Below are 17,281 nucleotides of genomic sequence, written 5' to 3'. Positions count from 1 at the left end.
GCCTATCCGTGCAGCCGTCCCCCGCAGTGCGGCCACGGGCTGGCTCCTCGCCGTACGTAGAGCTTCTTCGCCCGGTACGTCTGTTCCGCCGCCGGGGCGTCCTGGGGGCGGCCGGTGCCGCCGAGGGCCTGCCAGGTCCGGGTGTCGAACTGGTAGAGGCCGCCGTAGGTGCCCGAGGAGTCGACCGCGTCGGGCCGGCCGCCGGACTCGCAGGCGGCGAGGCCCTGCCAGTCGAGGTGGTCGGCGCCCTCCACCGACGCCGGACGCTGCTTGGTTCCGACCTTCACCACCTGCGGGCTCGGCTCGCGCACCACCTCGGAGCTGATCCGGCGCGGCTTCTGCGGCACTCCGTTGACCGTGCGCAGGGCGAAGGTGACCCGGCGCAGTCCCGGCTCGCCCGCTCGCTCCACGACCTCCGTGCCCCGGAACAGGGTGGGATCCTCCGACCGCTGGACCTGGAAGGGGATCGGTTCCTCACGGACCTCCCTGCCGCCGGTGATCCGCAGCACCGTCACGGTCTGCCCGTCGCGCGGGAAGCCGGCCTGCGGGACCGAGGTGGTGTCCTGGCCGTGCAGGGTGATCCCGGCCTGCTCGACGGCCTCGCGCACGGTCGCCGCGTTGGTGCGCACGGTGCGGGCGCGGCCGTCCGCCATGATCGTGACCGTGCGCTCGGTGCGCACGTCCAGGGCGAGCCCTCCGCGTCCGATGCGCCGGGAGCGTGACGTGGACACGTACGCGCCCTCCTGGCGCACACCGAGCTGGCGCAGCGCGCCCTCCACCGTGTGGGCGGTCGTCCACACCTCACGCCGGTGTCCGTCGAGGGTGAGCCGCACGGGACGGGCGAAGTGCACGGCGACCTCGTCGCCGCTGCTGATCCGCGCGCCGGGTCCGGGCGCCACCACGTCGTGGGCGCCGATCTCGACCCCCTGGTCCGCCAGCAGCTCGGTGACGTCGTCGGCGAAGGTGTGCAGCGTCCGGGCGTTGCCGTCGACGTTCAGCTCGATCGCCTTGTCCTCGGCGACGAACGCCGTGGTGCCGCCCGCCAGGAAGGCGACGACGAGGGCCTGCGGGAGCAGCCGCCGCACGGGACTGTCCGGGCGCTCGGCGTAGCGCGTCCTGCGCCGGCGTGTGGCCCTGCGGTGCGAGCCGGTGCGCGCCGCGGCACGCGACCCGGCGCGTGCTCCCGGGCCCGGCTCGGGGTGCCCGGCGGGCCCGGGCGCGGGCTCGTCGGCGTCCGGAGCGCCCTGCCTGGGCAGCGCGGGCAGGGTCGGCGCCTCGTAGGAGGGCCGGTAGGTGTCCGGGCGGGCGCCGGGGGGCGCCGGTGTCCCGTAGGTGAGGGTCTCGGCGCTGTGCAGATCGGCCGGCGGCACGGCGGACCCGCCGTACGCCGGGTGGGCGTAGGCGGGGCCGTACATCTCGTACGCATGCGACTCGTACGCCGCATACGGCTCGTACGTGTCATATGGCTCGTATGCCTTGTACGCCTCGGGCGACTCGTACGTTTCGTACGTCTCGTACCGGGAGTTGCTCACGCCGACGCGCTCCAGGGGGCCGGAGGGGTCCAGAGGGGTCCGGATCGGGCCCCCAGAACCTAGCGGAGCGGCCGTCACTCTCCAAAGCGACGCGACTACGCACAGTCGTACGGTGAGGTGGGCGGCGGGTCAGTAGCCGAACGCGCGTGCCGTGTTCGCGCCGAGGGCCGTGGCCAGCGTGTCCTCGTCGATGCCGCGCACCTCGGCCATGGCCCGTACGGTGACCGGCACGAGGTAGGGGGCATTGGGCCGCCCTCGGTAGGGCGCGGGGGTGAGGAAGGGCGCGTCGGTCTCCACGAGGAGAAGCTCCAGCGGGGCCACCGCCACCGCGTCCCGCAGGTTCTGGGCGTTCTTGAAGGTGACGTTGCCGGCGAACGACATGAAGTAGCCCGCGCCCGCGCAGATCCCGGCCATCTCGGCGTCGCCGGAGTAGCAGTGGAAGACGGTCCGCTCGGGAGCGCCCTCCTCCTTCAGCACGCGCAGGACGTCGGCGTGGGCCTCGCGGTCGTGGATGACGAGGGCCTTGCCGTGCCGCTTGGCGATCTCGATGTGGGCGCGGAAGGAACGCTCCTGCGCCTCCTTGCCCTCGGGCCCGGTGCGGAAGTAGTCGAGGCCGGTCTCACCGACGCCCTTGACCTGCTCCAGCGCGGCCAGCCGGTCGATCTCGGCGAGGGCGTCGTCGAGGGCGGCCTGACCGCCGGGTCGGCGAGCGCCCTGCCGCGACCACCCGTCGGGGTCGCCGTGCACGATCCGGGGCGCCTCGTTGGGGTGCAGGGCGACCGTGGCGTGGACGGCGTCGTGGGCCGCAGCCGTCTCGGCCGCCCAGCGCGATCCCTTGAGGTCGCAGCCGACCTGCACGACCGTCGTCACTCCGACCGACGCCGCCTTCGCCAGCGCCTCCTCGACCGTGCCGGACTGCATGTCCAGATGGGTGTGGGAGTCGGCGACCGGCACCCGGAGGGGCTCCGGGAGGGGCGGGGCCGCGTTCTTGTCGGGGCGGCCGGAGGCATTCGAAGGCATGCACCGATCCTACGAAAGGGGTACGCCCTCCCCGGTGGGGGAGGACCGGGGAGGGCGTCGACAAGGGAAGCCGGACGGGTCAGCTCGCCTTGCGCTGGAAGGGGTGCAGCAGGTCGGACAGATGCCAGTGGTGGTGCTCGCGCCGTTCCTGGCCGGCCGCCGTTTCGGCTTCGGCGTCCGTGGTGGGCCCCTCCACGGGCCCGGCGGGCGGCGGCACGCGGTGGGGCCGGTGCGCCGCGTCACGCGCCGACGCGACCCGCCCGGGCCGCATGATCCGCACGACGTGGCTGTCGCAGTTGTGGCACTCGGGCTTGCTCAACGGGGAGGGCACCACCTTGCCGTCGGCCACGTAGAGGACGAACTCGTGACCCGCGGCGTCCGTGTGGTGCTCTATCTCGTACGACTGCTCCCAGCCGTGCCCGCACCGCATGCAGGCGAAGGAGTAGGACTCGTTGACGACTGCGGTCGCACCGGCGCGGAGCCCGGTCTGCCCTGCGATCTCACTCATGCCAGCTCCTGTTGGTCCGCTGTGGCGTGAGGACGATTCCGTCCCCGCAACCCAGTGGACTCCTCGGCCGGACCGATGGCAGCAGACCTGTCGACTATTGGCCCCGATTTGGGCGTCCCTTGCCCCTGCGCCCCTTGCGCTTTGCTCCCGCATGGGGCGCACGCTCAAACGACATGCGCCCTGCTCAGAGGCTGTCAGCGCCCCGTAAGAAGCGCACCGTCAGGGGCGCGGGGAACTGCGCGATCAACCCCCCACAACCCGCGCCCCGCGAAGCACCCGAAGCCCCACCCCGAACCCGGTCGCGTGTCACCCCGCCGCATTCTTCGCGGCGACGACCGCATCGAAGACAACCCTCTTCGGCACCCCGGCCTCCACCGCCACCGCGGCGATCGCCTCCTTGCGCCGCTCCCCCGCTTCTTCCCGCACCCTCACCCGCCGCACCAGCTCCTCCGGCCCGACCTCCTCGGGCCCCTTCTCCGGCGCCCCCTCGACCACGACGGTGATCTCCCCGCGCACACCTTCCGCGGCCCACGCGGCCAGCTCCCCCAGCCCGCCCCGCCGGACCTCCTCGTACGTCTTGGTCAGCTCCCGGCACACCGCGGCCCGCCGCTCCGCCCCGAACACCTCGGCCATGGCCGACAGCGTGTCGTCGAGCCGGTGGGGAGCCTCGAAGTAGACGAGCGTGCGCCGCTCGCCGGCGACCTCCCGCAGCCGCCCCAGCCGCTCCCCCGCCTTGCGCGGCAGGAACCCCTCGAAGCAGAACCGGTCGACGGGCAGCCCGGACAGCGCGAGCGCGGTGAGCACCGCGGACGGCCCGGGCACGGCGGTGACCCGCACGTCCCGCTCGACCGCGGCGGCCACCAGCCGGTACCCCGGGTCGGACACCGACGGCATGCCCGCGTCCGTGACGAGCAGCACCCGCGCCCCGCCCACCAGTTCCTCGACCAGCTCCGGCGTCCGGGCGGCCTCGTTGCCCTCGAAGTACGACACCACCTTGCCCTTGGGGGTGACGCCGAGCGCCTGGGTCAGCCGGCGCAGCCGCCGCGTGTCCTCGGCGGCGACGACGTCGGCTCCGGCCAGTTCCTCGGCGAGCCGGGGCGGGGCGTCCGCGACGTCGCCGATGGGGGTGCCTGCGAGTACGAGGGTTCCGATCACGCCCCCATCCTCCCAGGGGCGGCAACCGGGGACTCCTCCCAGGGGCGGACGATGCGGACGCATACGGCCATGCACGGGACTCACACAGAACGGTTCCCTACGATGGCGCGGTGACCAGTACCGCGTCCTCCACGGACACCCGTCAGGGCCAGGCGCCGCTCGACCAGCGGCCGTCCTGGCAGCAGCGGCTGCGCCGCTTCGGCTACCAGGGGCAGCCCGGCAGCGACGCCCGCGACGTCCGTGACCGCCTGGTGCCGCCGTACACCGAGCCCTCCCCGCGCCTGTGGGCGGCGCTCGGCGTCCCGCACAAGCTCGCGGTGCGGCTGGTGCGTTGGTCGGGCTGGATCGGCCCGCTGCTCGTCACACTGCTGGCGGGGGTGCTGCGGTTCTGGAACCTGGGCAGCCCCAGGGCGGTGATATTCGACGAGACGTACTACGCCAAGGACGCGTGGGCGCTGGTCCACCGCGGGTTCGAGCTCAACTGGGACAAGAACGCCAACGACCTGGTCCTGTCCTCGGGCGGCCACGTCACGCTCCCGGCGGACGCGGCGTACGTGGTGCACCCGCCGGTCGGCAAGTACGTCATCGGGCTCGGCGAGCTGATGTTCGGCTTCGACCCCTTCGGCTGGCGGTTCATGACCGCGCTGCTCGGCACGCTGTCCGTGCTGCTGCTGTGCCGGATCGGCCGCCGCCTGTTCCGCTCCACCTTCCTGGGGTGCCTCGCGGGCCTCCTGATGGCGGTGGACGGCCTGCACTTCGTGATGAGCCGCACGGCACTGCTCGACGGCGTGCTGATGTTCTTCGTGCTGGCGGCGTTCGGCTGCCTGCTCGTCGACCGGGACAAGGCCCGCGGGAGACTCGCCGCCGCGCTGCCGCCGGCCGAGGACGGCCGGGCCCGGCCCGACCGGCACACGGCCGAGACGGCCCGCCTGGGATGGCGCCCCTGGCGCTGGGCGGCGGGCCTGATGCTGGGCCTGGCCATCGGCACGAAGTGGAACGGCCTCTACATCCTGGCCGCGTTCTGCCTGATGGCGGTGTTGTGGGACGTCGGCTCGCGGCGGGTCGCCGGTGCCCGTCACCCGTACGCGGCGGTCCTCAAGCGCGACACGGGCCTCGCGTTCCTCGCCACGGTCCCGGTCGCCCTGGTCACCTACCTGCTGTCCTGGACCGGCTGGATCCTGTCCGCCACGAACGGCTCCGGCGGCTACTTCCGCAACTGGGCCGCGACCAGCGGCAAGGGCGGCAACTGGACGTTCCTGCCCGACTGGCTGCGCAGCCTGTGGCACTACGAGCACCAGGTCTACGAGTTCCACGTCGGGCTCTCCTCGCCGCACACGTACCAGTCCAACCCGTGGAGCTGGCTCGTCCTCGGCCGGCCGGTGTCGTACTTCTACGAGTCCCCGGCCCCCGGCAAGGACGGCTGCCCCGCCGACGCGGGCGAGAAGTGCGCCCGCGAGGTGCTCGCGCTCGGCACGCCGCTGCTGTGGTGGGTCGCGTGCTTCGCCGTCCTGTACGTCCTGTGGCGCTGGTTCTTCCGCCGCGACTGGCGCGCGGGCGCCATCGCCTGTGGCATCGCGGCGGGCTACCTGCCCTGGTTCATGTACCAGGAGCGCACGATCTTCTTCTTCTACGCCGTCGTCTTTCTGCCGTTCCTGTGCCTGGCGGTGGCGATGCTGCTCGGCGCGATCGTCGGTCCACCCCGCTCCTCCGACACCCGCCGCGTCGCGGGCGCCACGGCAGCGGGCGTCCTGGTCCTCCTGATCACCTGGAACTTCATCTACTTCTGGCCGCTGTACACGGGCACCGCCATCCCTATCGACGAGTGGCGGTCGCGGATGTGGCTGGATACGTGGGTGTGATCTACGTTCGGTCAAAAATCGAAACGCCTGTCCCGTTAGTAACCGCTTACGCATAGAGTGCTCCCGGGATTCGAGCTTTCTGAACGCGTTCAATGGGACGCGGAAGGCTCAACGGGGAGGGGACCACCCTATGAGCAAGGGGGTCAAAGCCGCCGTCATAGGCGGGGTGTTCGCGGTGATGGTGGGTGGGGCCGGGTACGGCGCCTACAACATCGTGAGTGCCTTGAGCGGTGACGGCGACGGCGCGGGCGGTGTCGCCGCTCAGAAGCGGACGGGGCCGCCCGGCAGGGACGAGGTCAAGGAGACCACGGCCGCGTTCTTCAAGGCCTGGCAGACGGGAGCGTCCGCGCAAGCGGCGTCGTACACCAACAACGACACGGCCGCCGAGCAGCTGCTCAGCGCCTTCGCCGACGACGCCCACATCACCGACGTGAAGATCACGCCGGGTGCGGCGAAGGGCACCACCGTGCCCTACACGGTGAAGGCGAAGGTGGCCTACGACGGCAAGTCCGCGCCGCTGAGCTACCGGAGCGAGCTCAAGGTCGTGCGCGGGCTCACCACCGGGCGCGCGCTGGTCGACTGGCAGCCCTCCGTCGTGCACCCCGGGCTGAAGAAGGACGACACGCTCGTCACCGAGCAGTCGGCCACCCCGCCCATCGAGGCCGTCGGCCGCGACGGCTCCGAGCTGACCAAGGAGAAGTACCCCTCCCTCGGCCCGGTCCTGGACGCCCTGCGCGACAAGTACGGCGAGCAGGCCGGCGGCACCCCCGGCATCGAGCTGGTCGTCCGGCACGACGGCAACGGCGCGCCCGACACCCCGCTGCTCACCCTCGCCAAGGGCAAGCCGGGCAAGCTCGCCACCACGATCAGCCCGAGCGCGCAGGCGGCCGCCGAGAAGGCGGTCAAGCGGTTCGCCCAGTCGTCGGTGGTCGCCGTCAAGCCCAGCACAGGCGAGGTGCTGGCCGTGGCCAACAACCGCACGGACGGCTTCAACGCCGCCTTCGAGGGCCAGTCGGCACCCGGCTCCACCATGAAGATCATCACCGCCGCGATGCTCATCGACAACGGCGTGACCTCGATGAACGGCCCGGCGCCGTGCCCCGACACCGCCGTGTGGCAGAGCCAGACCTTCAAGAACCTGACCAGTATGAAGCCCAACGAGAACGCCACGCTGGCCAACAGCTTCATGCGGTCCTGCAACACCGCCTTCATCAAGCTCATCGACGAGAAGCCGCTCACGGACGCCTCGCTGACCCGGGAGGCCGAGGACCGCTTCGGGCTGGGCCAGGACAACTGGAAGACCGGCATCGTCTCCTTCGACGGCAGCGTGCCCGCGGTCGACGGGCCGGACCGGGCGGCCGGCGCCATCGGACAGGGGCAGGTCCAGATGAGCCCGCTGAACATGGCCTCGGTCACCGCGACCGCCATCACCGGGGCCTTCCGTCAGCCCTACCTGGTCTCTCCGAAGCTGGACGACCGGGAACTGGCACAGGCCGAGGGCCTGCGGTCGAGCACCGCGAGCCAGCTCAAGCAGATGATGCGCCTCACCGCCGCGCAGGGCACTGCCATGGAGGCCATGCGCGGACTCGGCGGTGACATCGGCGCCAAGACCGGTTCCGCCGAGGTCGACGGCAACGCCAAGTCCAACAGCTGGTTCACCGGGTTCCGGGACGACATCGCGGCGGCGGCCATGACCGAGGAGGGCGGCCACGGCGGCGACGCGGCCGGGCCGATTGTCGCAGCCGTGCTACGAACCGGTGGCTGATCTCACCTTCGAGGAACGGGACTCTAGGGTGGTGGCCGTCGTTGGGATGTGGGACAGCTGAGGGCGACGGGGACCCTGGGGATTCGCGGAGGAAAGAACAGCAGTGGGCAACAGAAGGCGCGTCGCCGAGCGACGGAAGACGAGACCCGCCGTGATCGGCGGGATGATCGCCGTGGTCGTCGGCGGTGCCGGGTTCGGCGCCTACGCGCTGTACGGCGGCGGTGCCGCCGCCGACGACGGGTCGCGGGCGTCGGACCACAAGGCCAAGGTCAAGACCGGCCCGCTGACGCCGAACGAGGTCACCACCACCGCCACCGCCTTCCTCACCGCCTGGCAGTCCGGGAAGATCACGCAGGCCGCCGCCACCACCGACGACCCCTCCGCGGCCCGGCCGCTGCTCACCGGCTACACCAAGGACGCCCACGTCAAGGACGTCACCCTCACCCCGGGCAAGCCCGCCGGTGACAAGGTGCCGTTCTCCGTCAAGGGCACGGTGTCCTACAAGGGCACCGACAAGCCGCTGACGTACGACAGCGCGCTGACCGTGACGCGCCGCACCTCCGACGGAAAGCCCCTGGTCGACTGGCACTCCGGGGTCGTCCACCCGGACCTGAAGGACGGCGACACCCTGGTGACCGGCGAGGCGGGCACGCCCCCGGTCAAGGCCCTCGACCGGGACGGCGGGGAGCTGACCACGAAGAAGTACGCCTCCCTCGGCCCGGTCCTGGACGGACTGCGCGAGAAGTACGGCAAGGAGGCCGGCGGCAAGGCCGGTATCGAGCTGCGGGTCGTGCGCGGCAAGGCCGCCAAGGCCAAGGACCTCTCCGACAAGACCCTGCTGGAGCTGAGCGAGGGCACGCCGGGCACGGTGAAGACCACGCTGGACCCGGCCCTGCAGGCGGCGGCCGAGCAGAAGGTCGCGAAGAAGGCCAGGTCCTCGGTGGTCCTGCTGCGGGTGTCGACCGGCGAGATCCTGGCCGCGGCCAACGCCTCCCCCGGCTTCAACACCGCCTTCCAGGGCTCCCTGGCCCCCGGCTCCACGATGAAGGTCATCACCTCTTCGCTGCTGCTGGAGAAGGGCCTGGCCGCGGCGGACAAGAAGCACCCGTGCCCGAAGTACTTCACGTACGGCCACTGGAAGTTCCAGAACGACGACAAGTTCGAGATCAAGAACGGCACCTTCAAGGCGAGCTTCGCCCGGTCCTGCAACACGGCCTTCATCAGCCAGGCCCCGAAGCTCAGGGACGACGACCTGACCAAGGAGGCCCAGCAGGTCTTCGGCCTGGGGCTGAACAACTGGGCGATCGGTGTGCCGTCCTTCGACGGCGCGGTGCCGGTGCAGTCGGCGGCGCAGATGGGCGCCTCGCTGATCGGGCAGGGCGGGGTCCGCATGAACCCGCTGAACATGGCGTCGGTCTCGGCGACGGTCAAGGCCGGCACCTTCCACCAGCCCTACCTGGTCTCCCCGGACGTGGACGGACGCAAGCTGGCGAAGGCCTCCCGCACCCTGCCGGCGAGCGCCCTGTCCCAGCTGCGGGAGCTGATGTCGTACACGGCCGCGTACGGTACGGCCGCGGAGGCGATGGCCGGGGTCGGCGGTGACGTCGGCGCGAAGACCGGGTCCGCCGAGGTCGACGGGCAGAAGAAGCCGAACGGCTGGTTCACGGCCTACCGGGGCGACCTGGCCGCCGCGGGCGTGGTCCAGCAGGGCGGGCACGGCGGCTCGACGGCCGGCCCGATCGTGGCGGCGCTGCTGAAGATGGGCGGCTGAGACGGGCGGCTGAGACGGCAACCGGGACGGGCGGCCGATACCGGCAGCCCGGGCCGGCAGCCGAGGCCTGGGCTCAATGGGTGACGGGCTGCGCGGCGGCCATGTACGTCCGCCTCAGGAACCGCAGCAGCGCGTGCCGCTCGAACTGCACCACCGACACCCCCTGCGCGGTGTGGAACTCCACGACGACCTGCACCCGGCCGCAGGGCCACACCCGCACCTCGCCGCCTCCGGCGGGCGCCCGCAGCCCCTCCTCCAGCAGTTCGCGGCCGACGGTCCACTCCCCTCCACCGGCCCCGGGCAGCGCCACGCGCACCTTCCGGGGGTCGTGGTCGGGGTCGTACCGCAGCCTGACCGGAACCGCCTCCAGCTCGTCGACGAGCGGGACGGCCGCGTCCGAGACGATGTGGGCACGCGCGTACTGCTCGACTACGGACATCGGACGGCCCCTTCACCGTGCGCAATCCGAGTGGAAACCGTGCGTCCACTCCCTCTCCAATGTCGCATATTTTCCGGATTCCGCCCGTGCGGCCGGACATATCACGAGTGAGATAAAACGAGCTTCACGCTCTTGCAAACCATTCGCATCAAGCCACATCATCGAACGGTGCATGTACCTGACGGATTCATCAACGCGCCCACCTCCGCCGCCACCGGTGTGATCGCCGCGGGCGCCGTCGCCGTGAGCCTGCGCGGCGCACGCCGCGAACTCGACGAGCGCACGGCGCCGCTGGCCGGACTCGTCGCGGCGTTCATCTTCGCCGTGCAGATGCTGAACTTCCCCGTCGCGGCGGGCACCAGCGGCCACCTGCTCGGCGGTGCGCTGGCGGCGATACTCGTCGGCCCCTACACGGGCGTCCTGTGCGTCTCCGTCGTCCTGCTGATGCAGGGCATCCTCTTCGCGGACGGCGGTCTGACCGCGCTCGGCGTCAACATCACCAACATGGCGATCGTCACGACGGTCGTCGCCTACGCCCTCTTCCGCGGCCTGGTGAAGGTGCTGCCGCGCACCCGCCGGTCGGTCACGGTGGCCTCGTTCGTGGCGGCCCTGGTCTCCGTCCCGGCCGCCGCACTGGCCTTCACGCTGATGTTCGCGATCGGCGGCACCACCGACGTCGCGATCGGCAAGGTCGCCACCGCCATGGTCGGTGTGCACGTCCTCATCGGCATCGGCGAGGCCGTGATCACCGCACTGACCGTCGGCGCGGTCATCGCCGTACGCCCGGACCTGGTGTACGGCGCGCGCGGTCTGACGCGGAAGCTCAAGCTGCGGGTGAACGGCGAACTGGTCGACGCGCCCGACGCGCAGCCCGAGCCCGCCCCCGTGGCCGCCCGGACCTCGCACCGCAAGGTGTGGGCCGCGGGCCTGGTCACCTCCCTCGTCCTGGCCGGCTTCGTCAGCTTCTACGCCTCGGCGAACCCCGACGGCCTGGAGAAGGTCGCCGCCGACCACGGCATCGACAAGAAGACCGAGGAGCATTCCACGTCCGACTCCCCGCTCGCCGACTACGGCGTCAAGGACGTCGACGATGCCCGCCTGTCCGGAGGGCTGGCGGGTGTCATCGGCGTGGGGGTCACGGTCGTCGCGGGCACCGGCGTGTTCTGGGTGGTGCGACGCCGCCGGACGGACGGCGCCTCCCCGTCGGACACCACGAGCATGACGAGCGTCTGACATGGGAGCCGGGCACGCGCACAAGCTGTACCGGCACGGGCACTCGCCCGTGCACGGCCTGCCGCCGCACACCAAACTCGCGGCCGTGTTCGCCTTCGTGGTGGTCGTGGTGTCGACGCCGCGCGAGGCGATGTGGGCGTTCGGGCTGTACGCCGTACTGCTCGGGGCCGTCGCGTACGCCGCGCGCGTGCCCGCCGGCTTCCTGCTCCGGCGGCTGCTGATCGAGGTGCCGTTCGTCGCGTTCGCGGTGCTCATGCCGTTCGTGGCGGAGGGCGAGCGGGTCGACGTCCTCGGCCTGTCCCTGAGCGTGAACGGCCTGTGGGGCGCCTGGAACGTGCTCGCCAAGGGCACGCTCGGCGTCGCGGCCTCGGTGCTGCTGGCCGCCACGACCGAGCTGCGCGAACTGCTGCTGGGCCTGCAGCGTCTCAAGCTCCCGCCGCTCCTGGTGCAGATCGCGTCCTTCATGATCCGCTACGGCGACGTCATCACCGACGAGATGCGGCGCATGCGGATCGCCCGGGAGTCCCGCGGCTTCGAGGCGAAGGGCGTCAGGCACTGGGGCGTGCTCGCCAAGTCGGCCGGCGCCCTGTTCATCCGCTCCTACGAGCGCGGCGAGCGAGTGCACCTGGCCATGGTCAGCCGCGGCTACGCCGGCTCCATGCCCGTCATCGACGAGGTGACCGCGTCCCGGGCGCAGTGGTCGTACGCCCTCGCCCTCCCCTGCGCCGCCCTGCTCGTCTGTCTGCTGGGATGGACCCTGTGACTGCTTCTCTGGAGGTCTTCGGCCTCGCCTTCGCCTACCCCGACGGACACCAGGCCCTCTTCGGCGTCGACTTCTCGGTCGCGCGCGGCGAGCGGGTGGCGCTGCTCGGGCCGAACGGCGCCGGCAAGACGACCCTCGTGCTGCACCTCAACGGCATCCTGACCGGCGGCGCCGGCACGGTGCGGGTCGCCGGGCTGCCGGTGGACAAGCGGAACATGGCCGAGGTCCGGCGCCGGGTCGGCATCGTGTTCCAGGACCCGGACGACCAGTTGTTCATGCCGACGGTCCGCGAGGACGTGGCGTTCGGGCCCGCGGCGGCCGGGCTGAAGGGGCCCGAGCTGGAGGCCCGTGTCGAGCGTGCGCTGGAGCGGGTCGGCATGGCGGAGTTCAAGGACCGCCCGCCGCACCACCTGTCGTTCGGGCAGCGCCGCCGGGTGGCGGTCGCGACCGTGCTGGCGATGGAGCCGGAGATCCTCGTCCTCGACGAGCCCTCCTCCAACCTCGACCCCGCCTCCCGCCGCGAACTGGCGGACATCCTGCGCTCCCTGGACGTGACCGTGCTGATGGTCACGCACGACCTGCCCTACGCGCTGGAGCTGTGCCCGCGCTCCCTGATCCTCAGCGACGGGGTGATCGCGGCCGACGGGCCGACCGGCGAGCTGCTCTCGGACGAGGAGCTGATGCGGGCCCACCGCCTGGAGCTGCCGTTCGGCTTCGACCCGCGTTCGGTCCCGGTGACACCGGCCCGTCCGTGACCGTCCCGCCGGCCTGCCCGTGACCGCCCCGCCGAGGGTTACCCCCGGTTGCCCACCCCCTGCTCACGCCAGCGGAGTTACCGGCCAGTACCTTGTGCACGATGTACTTGTGCGCACTTGATTCCGGGGGAGGGCAGCATGACTGACGGCCCCGCCGTCGACACTCGCCCGACGAAGATCATGTACGTGGCTGAGGCCACCGCCCACGGCGGCCGCGAGGGCTATGTGACCAGCCAGGACGGTCAGCTCGATCTCAGGGTCGCGATGCCCCCGCAGCTCGGCGGCGACGGCAACGGCACCAATCCGGAACAGCTCTTCGCGGCCGGCTACAGCGCCTGCTTCCACAACGCCCTGATCCTCGTCGGCAACCGCGAGGGCTACGACCTGTCCGGCTCCACGGTCGCCGCGAAGGTCGGCCTCGGCCCCAACCAGCAGCGCGGCTACGGTCTCGCGGTCGCCCTCAGCGTCTCGCTGCCGGTCGTCGACACGGACCTCGCGACCAGGCTGGTGGACGCGGCCCACGAGATCTGCCCGTACTCGAACGCGACCCGCGGGAACATCGACGTGACCATCCTGCTTGGCTAGGGGGGAGCAGCCCCGCACCAGGAGGAGTACCGACGTGGACGTGAACGGCACAGTCGCCGAGGGCTTCGAGCCGGTCAGGGACGCGTTCGTACGGAACTTCGGCACGCTCGGGGACCGGGGCGCCGCGGTCGCCGTCTACCGGGACGGGCACAAGGTCGTCGACCTGTGGGGCGGCACGAAGGACGTCGACGGCACCGCACCCTGGGAGCGCGGCACGGCCCAGGTCGTGCGCTCGGCGACCAAGGGTGTCGCCGCCGCCGTACTCCTGCTGCTGCACCAGCGCGGGCAGCTGGACCTGGACGCGCCGGTGGGCCACTACTGGCCGGAGTTCAAGGCGCGGGGCAAGGAGCGGGTGCTGGTCCGGCACGTGCTGAACCACCGCGCCGGGCTGCCGGTCCTGGACCGGCCGCTCACCCCGCAGGAGGCGCTCGACCCGCTGCGGGGCCCGGAGGCGCTCGCCGGACAGGCCCCGGCCTGGGAGCCCGGCACCGGCCACGGCTACCACGCGCTCACCTACGGCTGGCTGGTCGACGAACTGGTGCGGCGTGTGACCGGGCAGGGCACGGGGCAGTGGCTGGCGTCACAGATCACCGGCCCGCTGGGGCTGGACCTCTGGCTCGGTCTGCCGGAGGCGGAGGCCGGCCGGGTCGGGCGGGTCGGTCGCGTCGAGGGAGCCGAGCCGACCGGTGGTCTGCGGGCCCGCCCCAAGCGCTCGGTGACCGAGGCCTACGAGGACCCGGCCTCCCTCACGCGCCGGGCGTTCGCCGCGATCTCCCCGTTCCCGGACCAGAACGACCCCGCCTACCGCGCGACCGCCCTCCCCGCGACGAACGCCATGGCGACGGCGGACGGGCTGGCCCGCTTCTACGCGACGCTGATCGGCGACACCTCCGGCGCAGGGCGCCGTTTCACCCGCCTGTTCACCCCGGAGACGGTGGAACTGGCCAGGGCCGAGGAGTCGGCGGGCCCCGACCGGGTCCTGGTGGTCGGCACCCGCTTCGGCCTCGGCTACATGCTGCACGGCAGCGCCTCGCCATTCCTCACCCCCGGATCCTTCGGCCACCCCGGCCGCGGCGGCGCCCTCGGGTTCGCCGACCCGGAGACCGGGATCGCCTTCGGCTACGTCACCAACGGCTTCCGCAAGACGGTGACGGCGGACCCGCGGGCGCAGGGGCTGGTGCGGGCGGTGCGGAGCGTTCTGGACCTCTAGCCGCTCTGCGGTCCGCCGGGGTCTGGTGCGAAAGTGGCGCCTGCCGGCTTTGTTCACGCGACGCGCCTGGCCGTCCGGGCGACGACGCCGCTTTCGAACGGACCCTAGACGTGGATGGGGTGGGAGGTCCGTCCGGACGCCTGGTCGATCTCCTCGTGGGCCTTGGTGAGCAATCGCATGGCGAGTTCGTTGAGGGCCCGGGCCCCGGCGATCTCCTCCCCGACTCTCGGCTGGTTGGAGTCGGTCCGGTGCCGGCTCGCGTGCCCGTGCGCCCGTACCTCGCTGCCGTCGGGCAGGCGGACCATCGCGGCCGCGCGCGTGTGCTGGTCGTCCTCCGTGAACTCCATCTCGACGTGCCACCCCACGGTGGTGTGCATCATGACGATCACCTCCGGAACGCTTAGTTCCAGGGTGCTCCTCGCACCGGCCGGACGCACCCGCCTGGCAGGCCCCTACCCGGAGTGCAGCATCAGCCCGATCCCGACGACCAGCAGCCCGGCGGCCGCGATCCTCGGCGCCCCGAACCGCTCCTTGAAGAACACGGCCCCGATCGCCGCGCCCACGATGATCGACGACTCGCGCAGGGCCGCGATGGGGGCGAGTTCGGCCCTGGTCTGGGCCCACAGGACGAGCGCGTAGGCGGCGACGGACAGTGCGGCGCCGATCAGCCCGGCCCCGGCGAAGGGCCGCAGCAGGGCGACGGTCTCGCCGCGCCAGCGCCACACCGCGTACGCCGGGATGACCGCCCCCTGGACCGCCATCAGCCAGGCGATGTACCCGAGGGATGACCCGGAGGCCCGCACGCCCAGCCCGTCGACGACGGTGTAGACCGCTATGGTCAGCCCGGTCGCCAGGGCCGCCCCGATCGCCGCCCAGTCGGGCCGCCGCCCGCGCAGCCCCCACAGGGCGACGCCGGTCAGCCCCGCGCAGGACAGGGCGATCCCGGCGGCGGCCCAGCCGTCGGGCACCTCGTGTGCGAAGAGGGCGGCGAGCAGGGTCACGACGAGGGGCGCGGTGCCCCGGGCGATGGGATAGGCCTGCCCGAAGTCCCCCAGCCGGAAGGACGTCATCAGCAGGGCGTAGTAGCCGATGTGGACGGCGGCGGAACCGAGCAGGTACGGCCAGGCCCCGGCCGCCGGGAACGCCACGAAGGGTGCCAGGGCCAGCCCGATGACCGCCCCGCCGCCCGAGATCAGCGCGAAGCCGACGAGCTTGTCGGTGATCTTGTGGGCGATGGCGTTCCAGCTGGCGTGGGTGACCGCGGCGAGCAGGACGGCCGCGGTGACCAGAGGGGTCACGAGGTGGGCTCGCGCACGTCCACCAGGGTGCCGTCGGCGTACGTCACGAGGTCCTTCGGGGCGATGGGGAACACGGCGTACGGCGTCCCGGCCGCGGCCCAGACGACGTCGTGCTCCAGCAGGGACCGGTCGGCGAGCACCCGGGTCCTGGTCCGGTGCCCGAAGGGCGGCACGCCGCCGATGGCGTACCCGGTGGTCTCCCGCACGACGTCCACCTTGGCCCGGGTGACCTTGTCGGCGCCGAGCTCCTTGCGGACGAGTTCGAGGTCGACCCGGGAGGCGCCGTCCATCAGCACGAGCACCGGAACACCTCCCCCAAGCTCTCGGCTCCGCTCGAGCAGGGGGGACCCCCATGCAGCGAAAATGAGCGACTTGCAGATCTGGCTCAGCTCGCACCCGATCGCGGCGGCGGCCTCGGCGGCGGTACGGGTGGCGTCGGGGAAGCGGCGGACCTGGCCCACGAGGTCCCCGAGCCCGAGCTCCCGCAGGGCTTCGGCGAATCGGGGGTTGGCTCCGCGGTCATCGGCGTCAGTGGCGGCTGTCGTCGTCATGGGGAGCACGGTAGTAGTCCGTGTAGCGCGCACGCGAGTGGGTTCGGAGCGCGCGGGCTCGGCTCGCCGCCGGCCGCGGAGGACTACTCGGCGGGCACGCCGAGGGCGGGGAGGACCACGGCGTCGATGTACGAGGTGACGAAGGCCGCCGTCGGGGGCCGGTCGTCGACGATCGCGCGGGTGACGAAGGCGCCGAGCATCATGTGCACCACGAACTCCAGCGCGGGGCAGTCCGCGCGGACCTCGCCCCGGTCGACGGCGCGCTGGAGCACGCGGCGCGAGTCGGCGATCTCCGGCTCGATGATCTGGCTGCGGAACTCGCTGTGGAGGTCGGGGTTGGCGTGCATGGCCGTGGCCAGGCCGCGCATCAGCGCGCCGTTCTGCGCCATCTCGGCGTCGTCCGCACGCGCCAGGAGGGCGTGGAAGTCGCCGCGCAGCGAGCCGGTGTCGACCTCGTCGAGGCTCTTCACCGGCTTGTTGTGGCGGAGCGCCTTGACGACCAGCTGGGCCTTGCCGCCCCACTGGCGGTAGAGGGTGGCCTTGCTGGACCGGGTGCGCGCGGCCACGGCGTCCATGGTGAGGGCGTCGTAGCCGACCTCGCGGAGCAGGTCGAGCACGGCCGTGTAGAGCTCGGCCTCACGCTCGGGGGTGATCCGGCTGCGACGCGCGGCGGCGGCCTCGGCCATCCCTCTCGCCCTCCTGCTCCGAACGACACGGTTTCGTACGTCACGAATGTAGCGCACCCCTCATAGAAACGAAACGGTTTCGTACGTATAGTGCGTCACTCTCGGACTTCTGCCCTGAGTTGCCCGGGTATGCCCCCGGGCAAAGCATGAG

General features: G+C 72.0%; 17 protein-coding genes. 8 read left to right on the top strand and 9 right to left on the bottom strand.

What is annotated here, in order from left to right; genetic code table 11:
- Positions 1-2 precede the first annotated feature (2 nt).
- The 4 genes from ACFCXS_RS14830 to rsmI form a co-directional block, all read right to left on the bottom strand.
- Positions 3-1,532, bottom strand: a complete 1,530-nt coding sequence (locus ACFCXS_RS14830; RefSeq protein ID WP_376643631.1) for a ubiquitin-like domain-containing protein — start codon at positions 1,530-1,532, stop codon at positions 3-5.
- 129 nt (positions 1,533-1,661) lie between these two features.
- A complete protein-coding gene (locus ACFCXS_RS14825; RefSeq protein ID WP_376643630.1) occupies positions 1,662-2,552 on the bottom strand; it encodes a TatD family hydrolase in 891 nt (296 codons plus the stop codon).
- A 79-nt stretch (positions 2,553-2,631) separates the two neighbouring features.
- The gene (locus ACFCXS_RS14820) at positions 2,632-3,060 is read right to left on the bottom strand and encodes a hypothetical protein (protein WP_376643629.1); all 429 of its coding nucleotides are present in this window, start codon (positions 3,058-3,060) and stop codon (positions 2,632-2,634) included.
- 306 nt (positions 3,061-3,366) lie between these two features.
- A complete protein-coding gene (gene rsmI, locus ACFCXS_RS14815) occupies positions 3,367-4,215 on the bottom strand; it encodes a 16S rRNA (cytidine(1402)-2'-O)-methyltransferase (protein WP_376643628.1) in 849 nt (282 codons plus the stop codon).
- A gap of 110 nt (positions 4,216-4,325) precedes the next feature.
- Between rsmI and ACFCXS_RS14810 the strand changes: the two genes are divergently transcribed.
- The 3 genes from ACFCXS_RS14810 (at position 4,326) to ACFCXS_RS14800 (ending at position 9,610) form a co-directional block, all read left to right on the top strand.
- Positions 4,326-6,074, top strand: coding sequence for a dolichyl-phosphate-mannose--protein mannosyltransferase (locus ACFCXS_RS14810; RefSeq protein ID WP_376643627.1), 1,749 nt, complete (start codon positions 4,326-4,328; stop codon positions 6,072-6,074).
- A gap of 130 nt (positions 6,075-6,204) precedes the next feature.
- On the top strand, positions 6,205-7,839 hold the full coding sequence (locus tag ACFCXS_RS14805) for a penicillin-binding transpeptidase domain-containing protein (RefSeq protein WP_376643626.1): 1,635 nt from the start codon (positions 6,205-6,207) through the stop codon (positions 7,837-7,839).
- A 103-nt stretch (positions 7,840-7,942) separates the two neighbouring features.
- Positions 7,943-9,610 (top strand): penicillin-binding transpeptidase domain-containing protein, encoded by a 1,668-nt coding sequence (locus tag ACFCXS_RS14800; protein WP_376643625.1) that lies wholly within the window; start codon positions 7,943-7,945, stop codon positions 9,608-9,610.
- A 73-nt stretch (positions 9,611-9,683) separates the two neighbouring features.
- On the opposite strand, the gene ACFCXS_RS14795 is transcribed toward ACFCXS_RS14800, so the two are convergent.
- Entirely contained in the window at positions 9,684-10,049 is a 366-nt protein-coding gene (locus tag ACFCXS_RS14795; protein ID WP_376643624.1) for an SsgA family sporulation/cell division regulator, read from the bottom strand.
- A 168-nt stretch (positions 10,050-10,217) separates the two neighbouring features.
- Here ACFCXS_RS14795 and ACFCXS_RS14790 point away from each other — a divergent pair, with 168 nt between their 5' ends.
- The 5 genes from ACFCXS_RS14790 to ACFCXS_RS14770 all read left to right on the top strand — a co-directional run bounded on the left by ACFCXS_RS14790 (position 10,218) and on the right by ACFCXS_RS14770 (position 14,595).
- Positions 10,218-11,282: an energy-coupling factor ABC transporter permease gene (locus tag ACFCXS_RS14790; RefSeq protein ID WP_376643623.1), complete on the top strand. Its 1,065-nt coding sequence runs from the start codon at positions 10,218-10,220 to the stop codon at positions 11,280-11,282.
- A gap of 1 nt (position 11,283) precedes the next feature.
- The gene (cbiQ, locus tag ACFCXS_RS14785; RefSeq protein WP_376643622.1) at positions 11,284-12,045 is read left to right on the top strand and encodes a cobalt ECF transporter T component CbiQ; all 762 of its coding nucleotides are present in this window, start codon (positions 11,284-11,286) and stop codon (positions 12,043-12,045) included.
- Entirely contained in the window at positions 12,033-12,800 is a 768-nt protein-coding gene (locus ACFCXS_RS14780) for an energy-coupling factor ABC transporter ATP-binding protein (protein WP_376643621.1), read from the top strand. The genes cbiQ and ACFCXS_RS14780 overlap by 13 nt, the downstream gene beginning before the upstream one ends.
- A gap of 138 nt (positions 12,801-12,938) precedes the next feature.
- On the top strand, positions 12,939-13,385 hold the full coding sequence (locus tag ACFCXS_RS14775) for an organic hydroperoxide resistance protein (RefSeq protein ID WP_376643620.1): 447 nt from the start codon (positions 12,939-12,941) through the stop codon (positions 13,383-13,385).
- A gap of 34 nt (positions 13,386-13,419) precedes the next feature.
- Positions 13,420-14,595 (top strand): serine hydrolase domain-containing protein, encoded by a 1,176-nt coding sequence (locus ACFCXS_RS14770; RefSeq protein ID WP_376643619.1) that lies wholly within the window; start codon positions 13,420-13,422, stop codon positions 14,593-14,595.
- 104 nt (positions 14,596-14,699) lie between these two features.
- Here ACFCXS_RS14770 and ACFCXS_RS14765 read toward each other — a convergent pair whose 3' ends face one another.
- The 4 genes from ACFCXS_RS14765 to ACFCXS_RS14750 all read right to left on the bottom strand — a co-directional run bounded on the left by ACFCXS_RS14765 (position 14,700) and on the right by ACFCXS_RS14750 (position 17,130).
- On the bottom strand, positions 14,700-14,975 hold the full coding sequence (locus ACFCXS_RS14765) for a DUF1876 domain-containing protein (protein WP_376643618.1): 276 nt from the start codon (positions 14,973-14,975) through the stop codon (positions 14,700-14,702).
- Between the two features lie 72 nt (positions 14,976-15,047).
- Positions 15,048-15,893 (bottom strand): EamA family transporter, encoded by an 846-nt coding sequence (locus ACFCXS_RS14760; protein WP_376643617.1) that lies wholly within the window; start codon positions 15,891-15,893, stop codon positions 15,048-15,050.
- Entirely contained in the window at positions 15,890-16,444 is a 555-nt protein-coding gene (locus ACFCXS_RS14755; protein ID WP_376643616.1) for a YbaK/EbsC family protein, read from the bottom strand. Before ACFCXS_RS14755 ends, ACFCXS_RS14760 begins: the two co-directional genes overlap by 4 nt.
- A gap of 83 nt (positions 16,445-16,527) precedes the next feature.
- Positions 16,528-17,130 carry a TetR/AcrR family transcriptional regulator gene (locus ACFCXS_RS14750; protein WP_376643615.1) on the bottom strand — a complete coding sequence of 201 codons (603 nt, stop codon included), beginning with the start codon at positions 17,128-17,130 and terminating at the stop codon, positions 16,528-16,530.
- Between the last annotated feature and the right edge of the window lie 151 nt (positions 17,131-17,281).

It is taken from the genome of Streptomyces sp. NPDC056373 (genome assembly GCF_042262425.1).
Lineage (GTDB): Bacteria > Actinomycetota > Actinomycetes > Streptomycetales > Streptomycetaceae > Streptomyces.
This window is presented reverse-complemented; position numbering and strand designations above follow the sequence as displayed.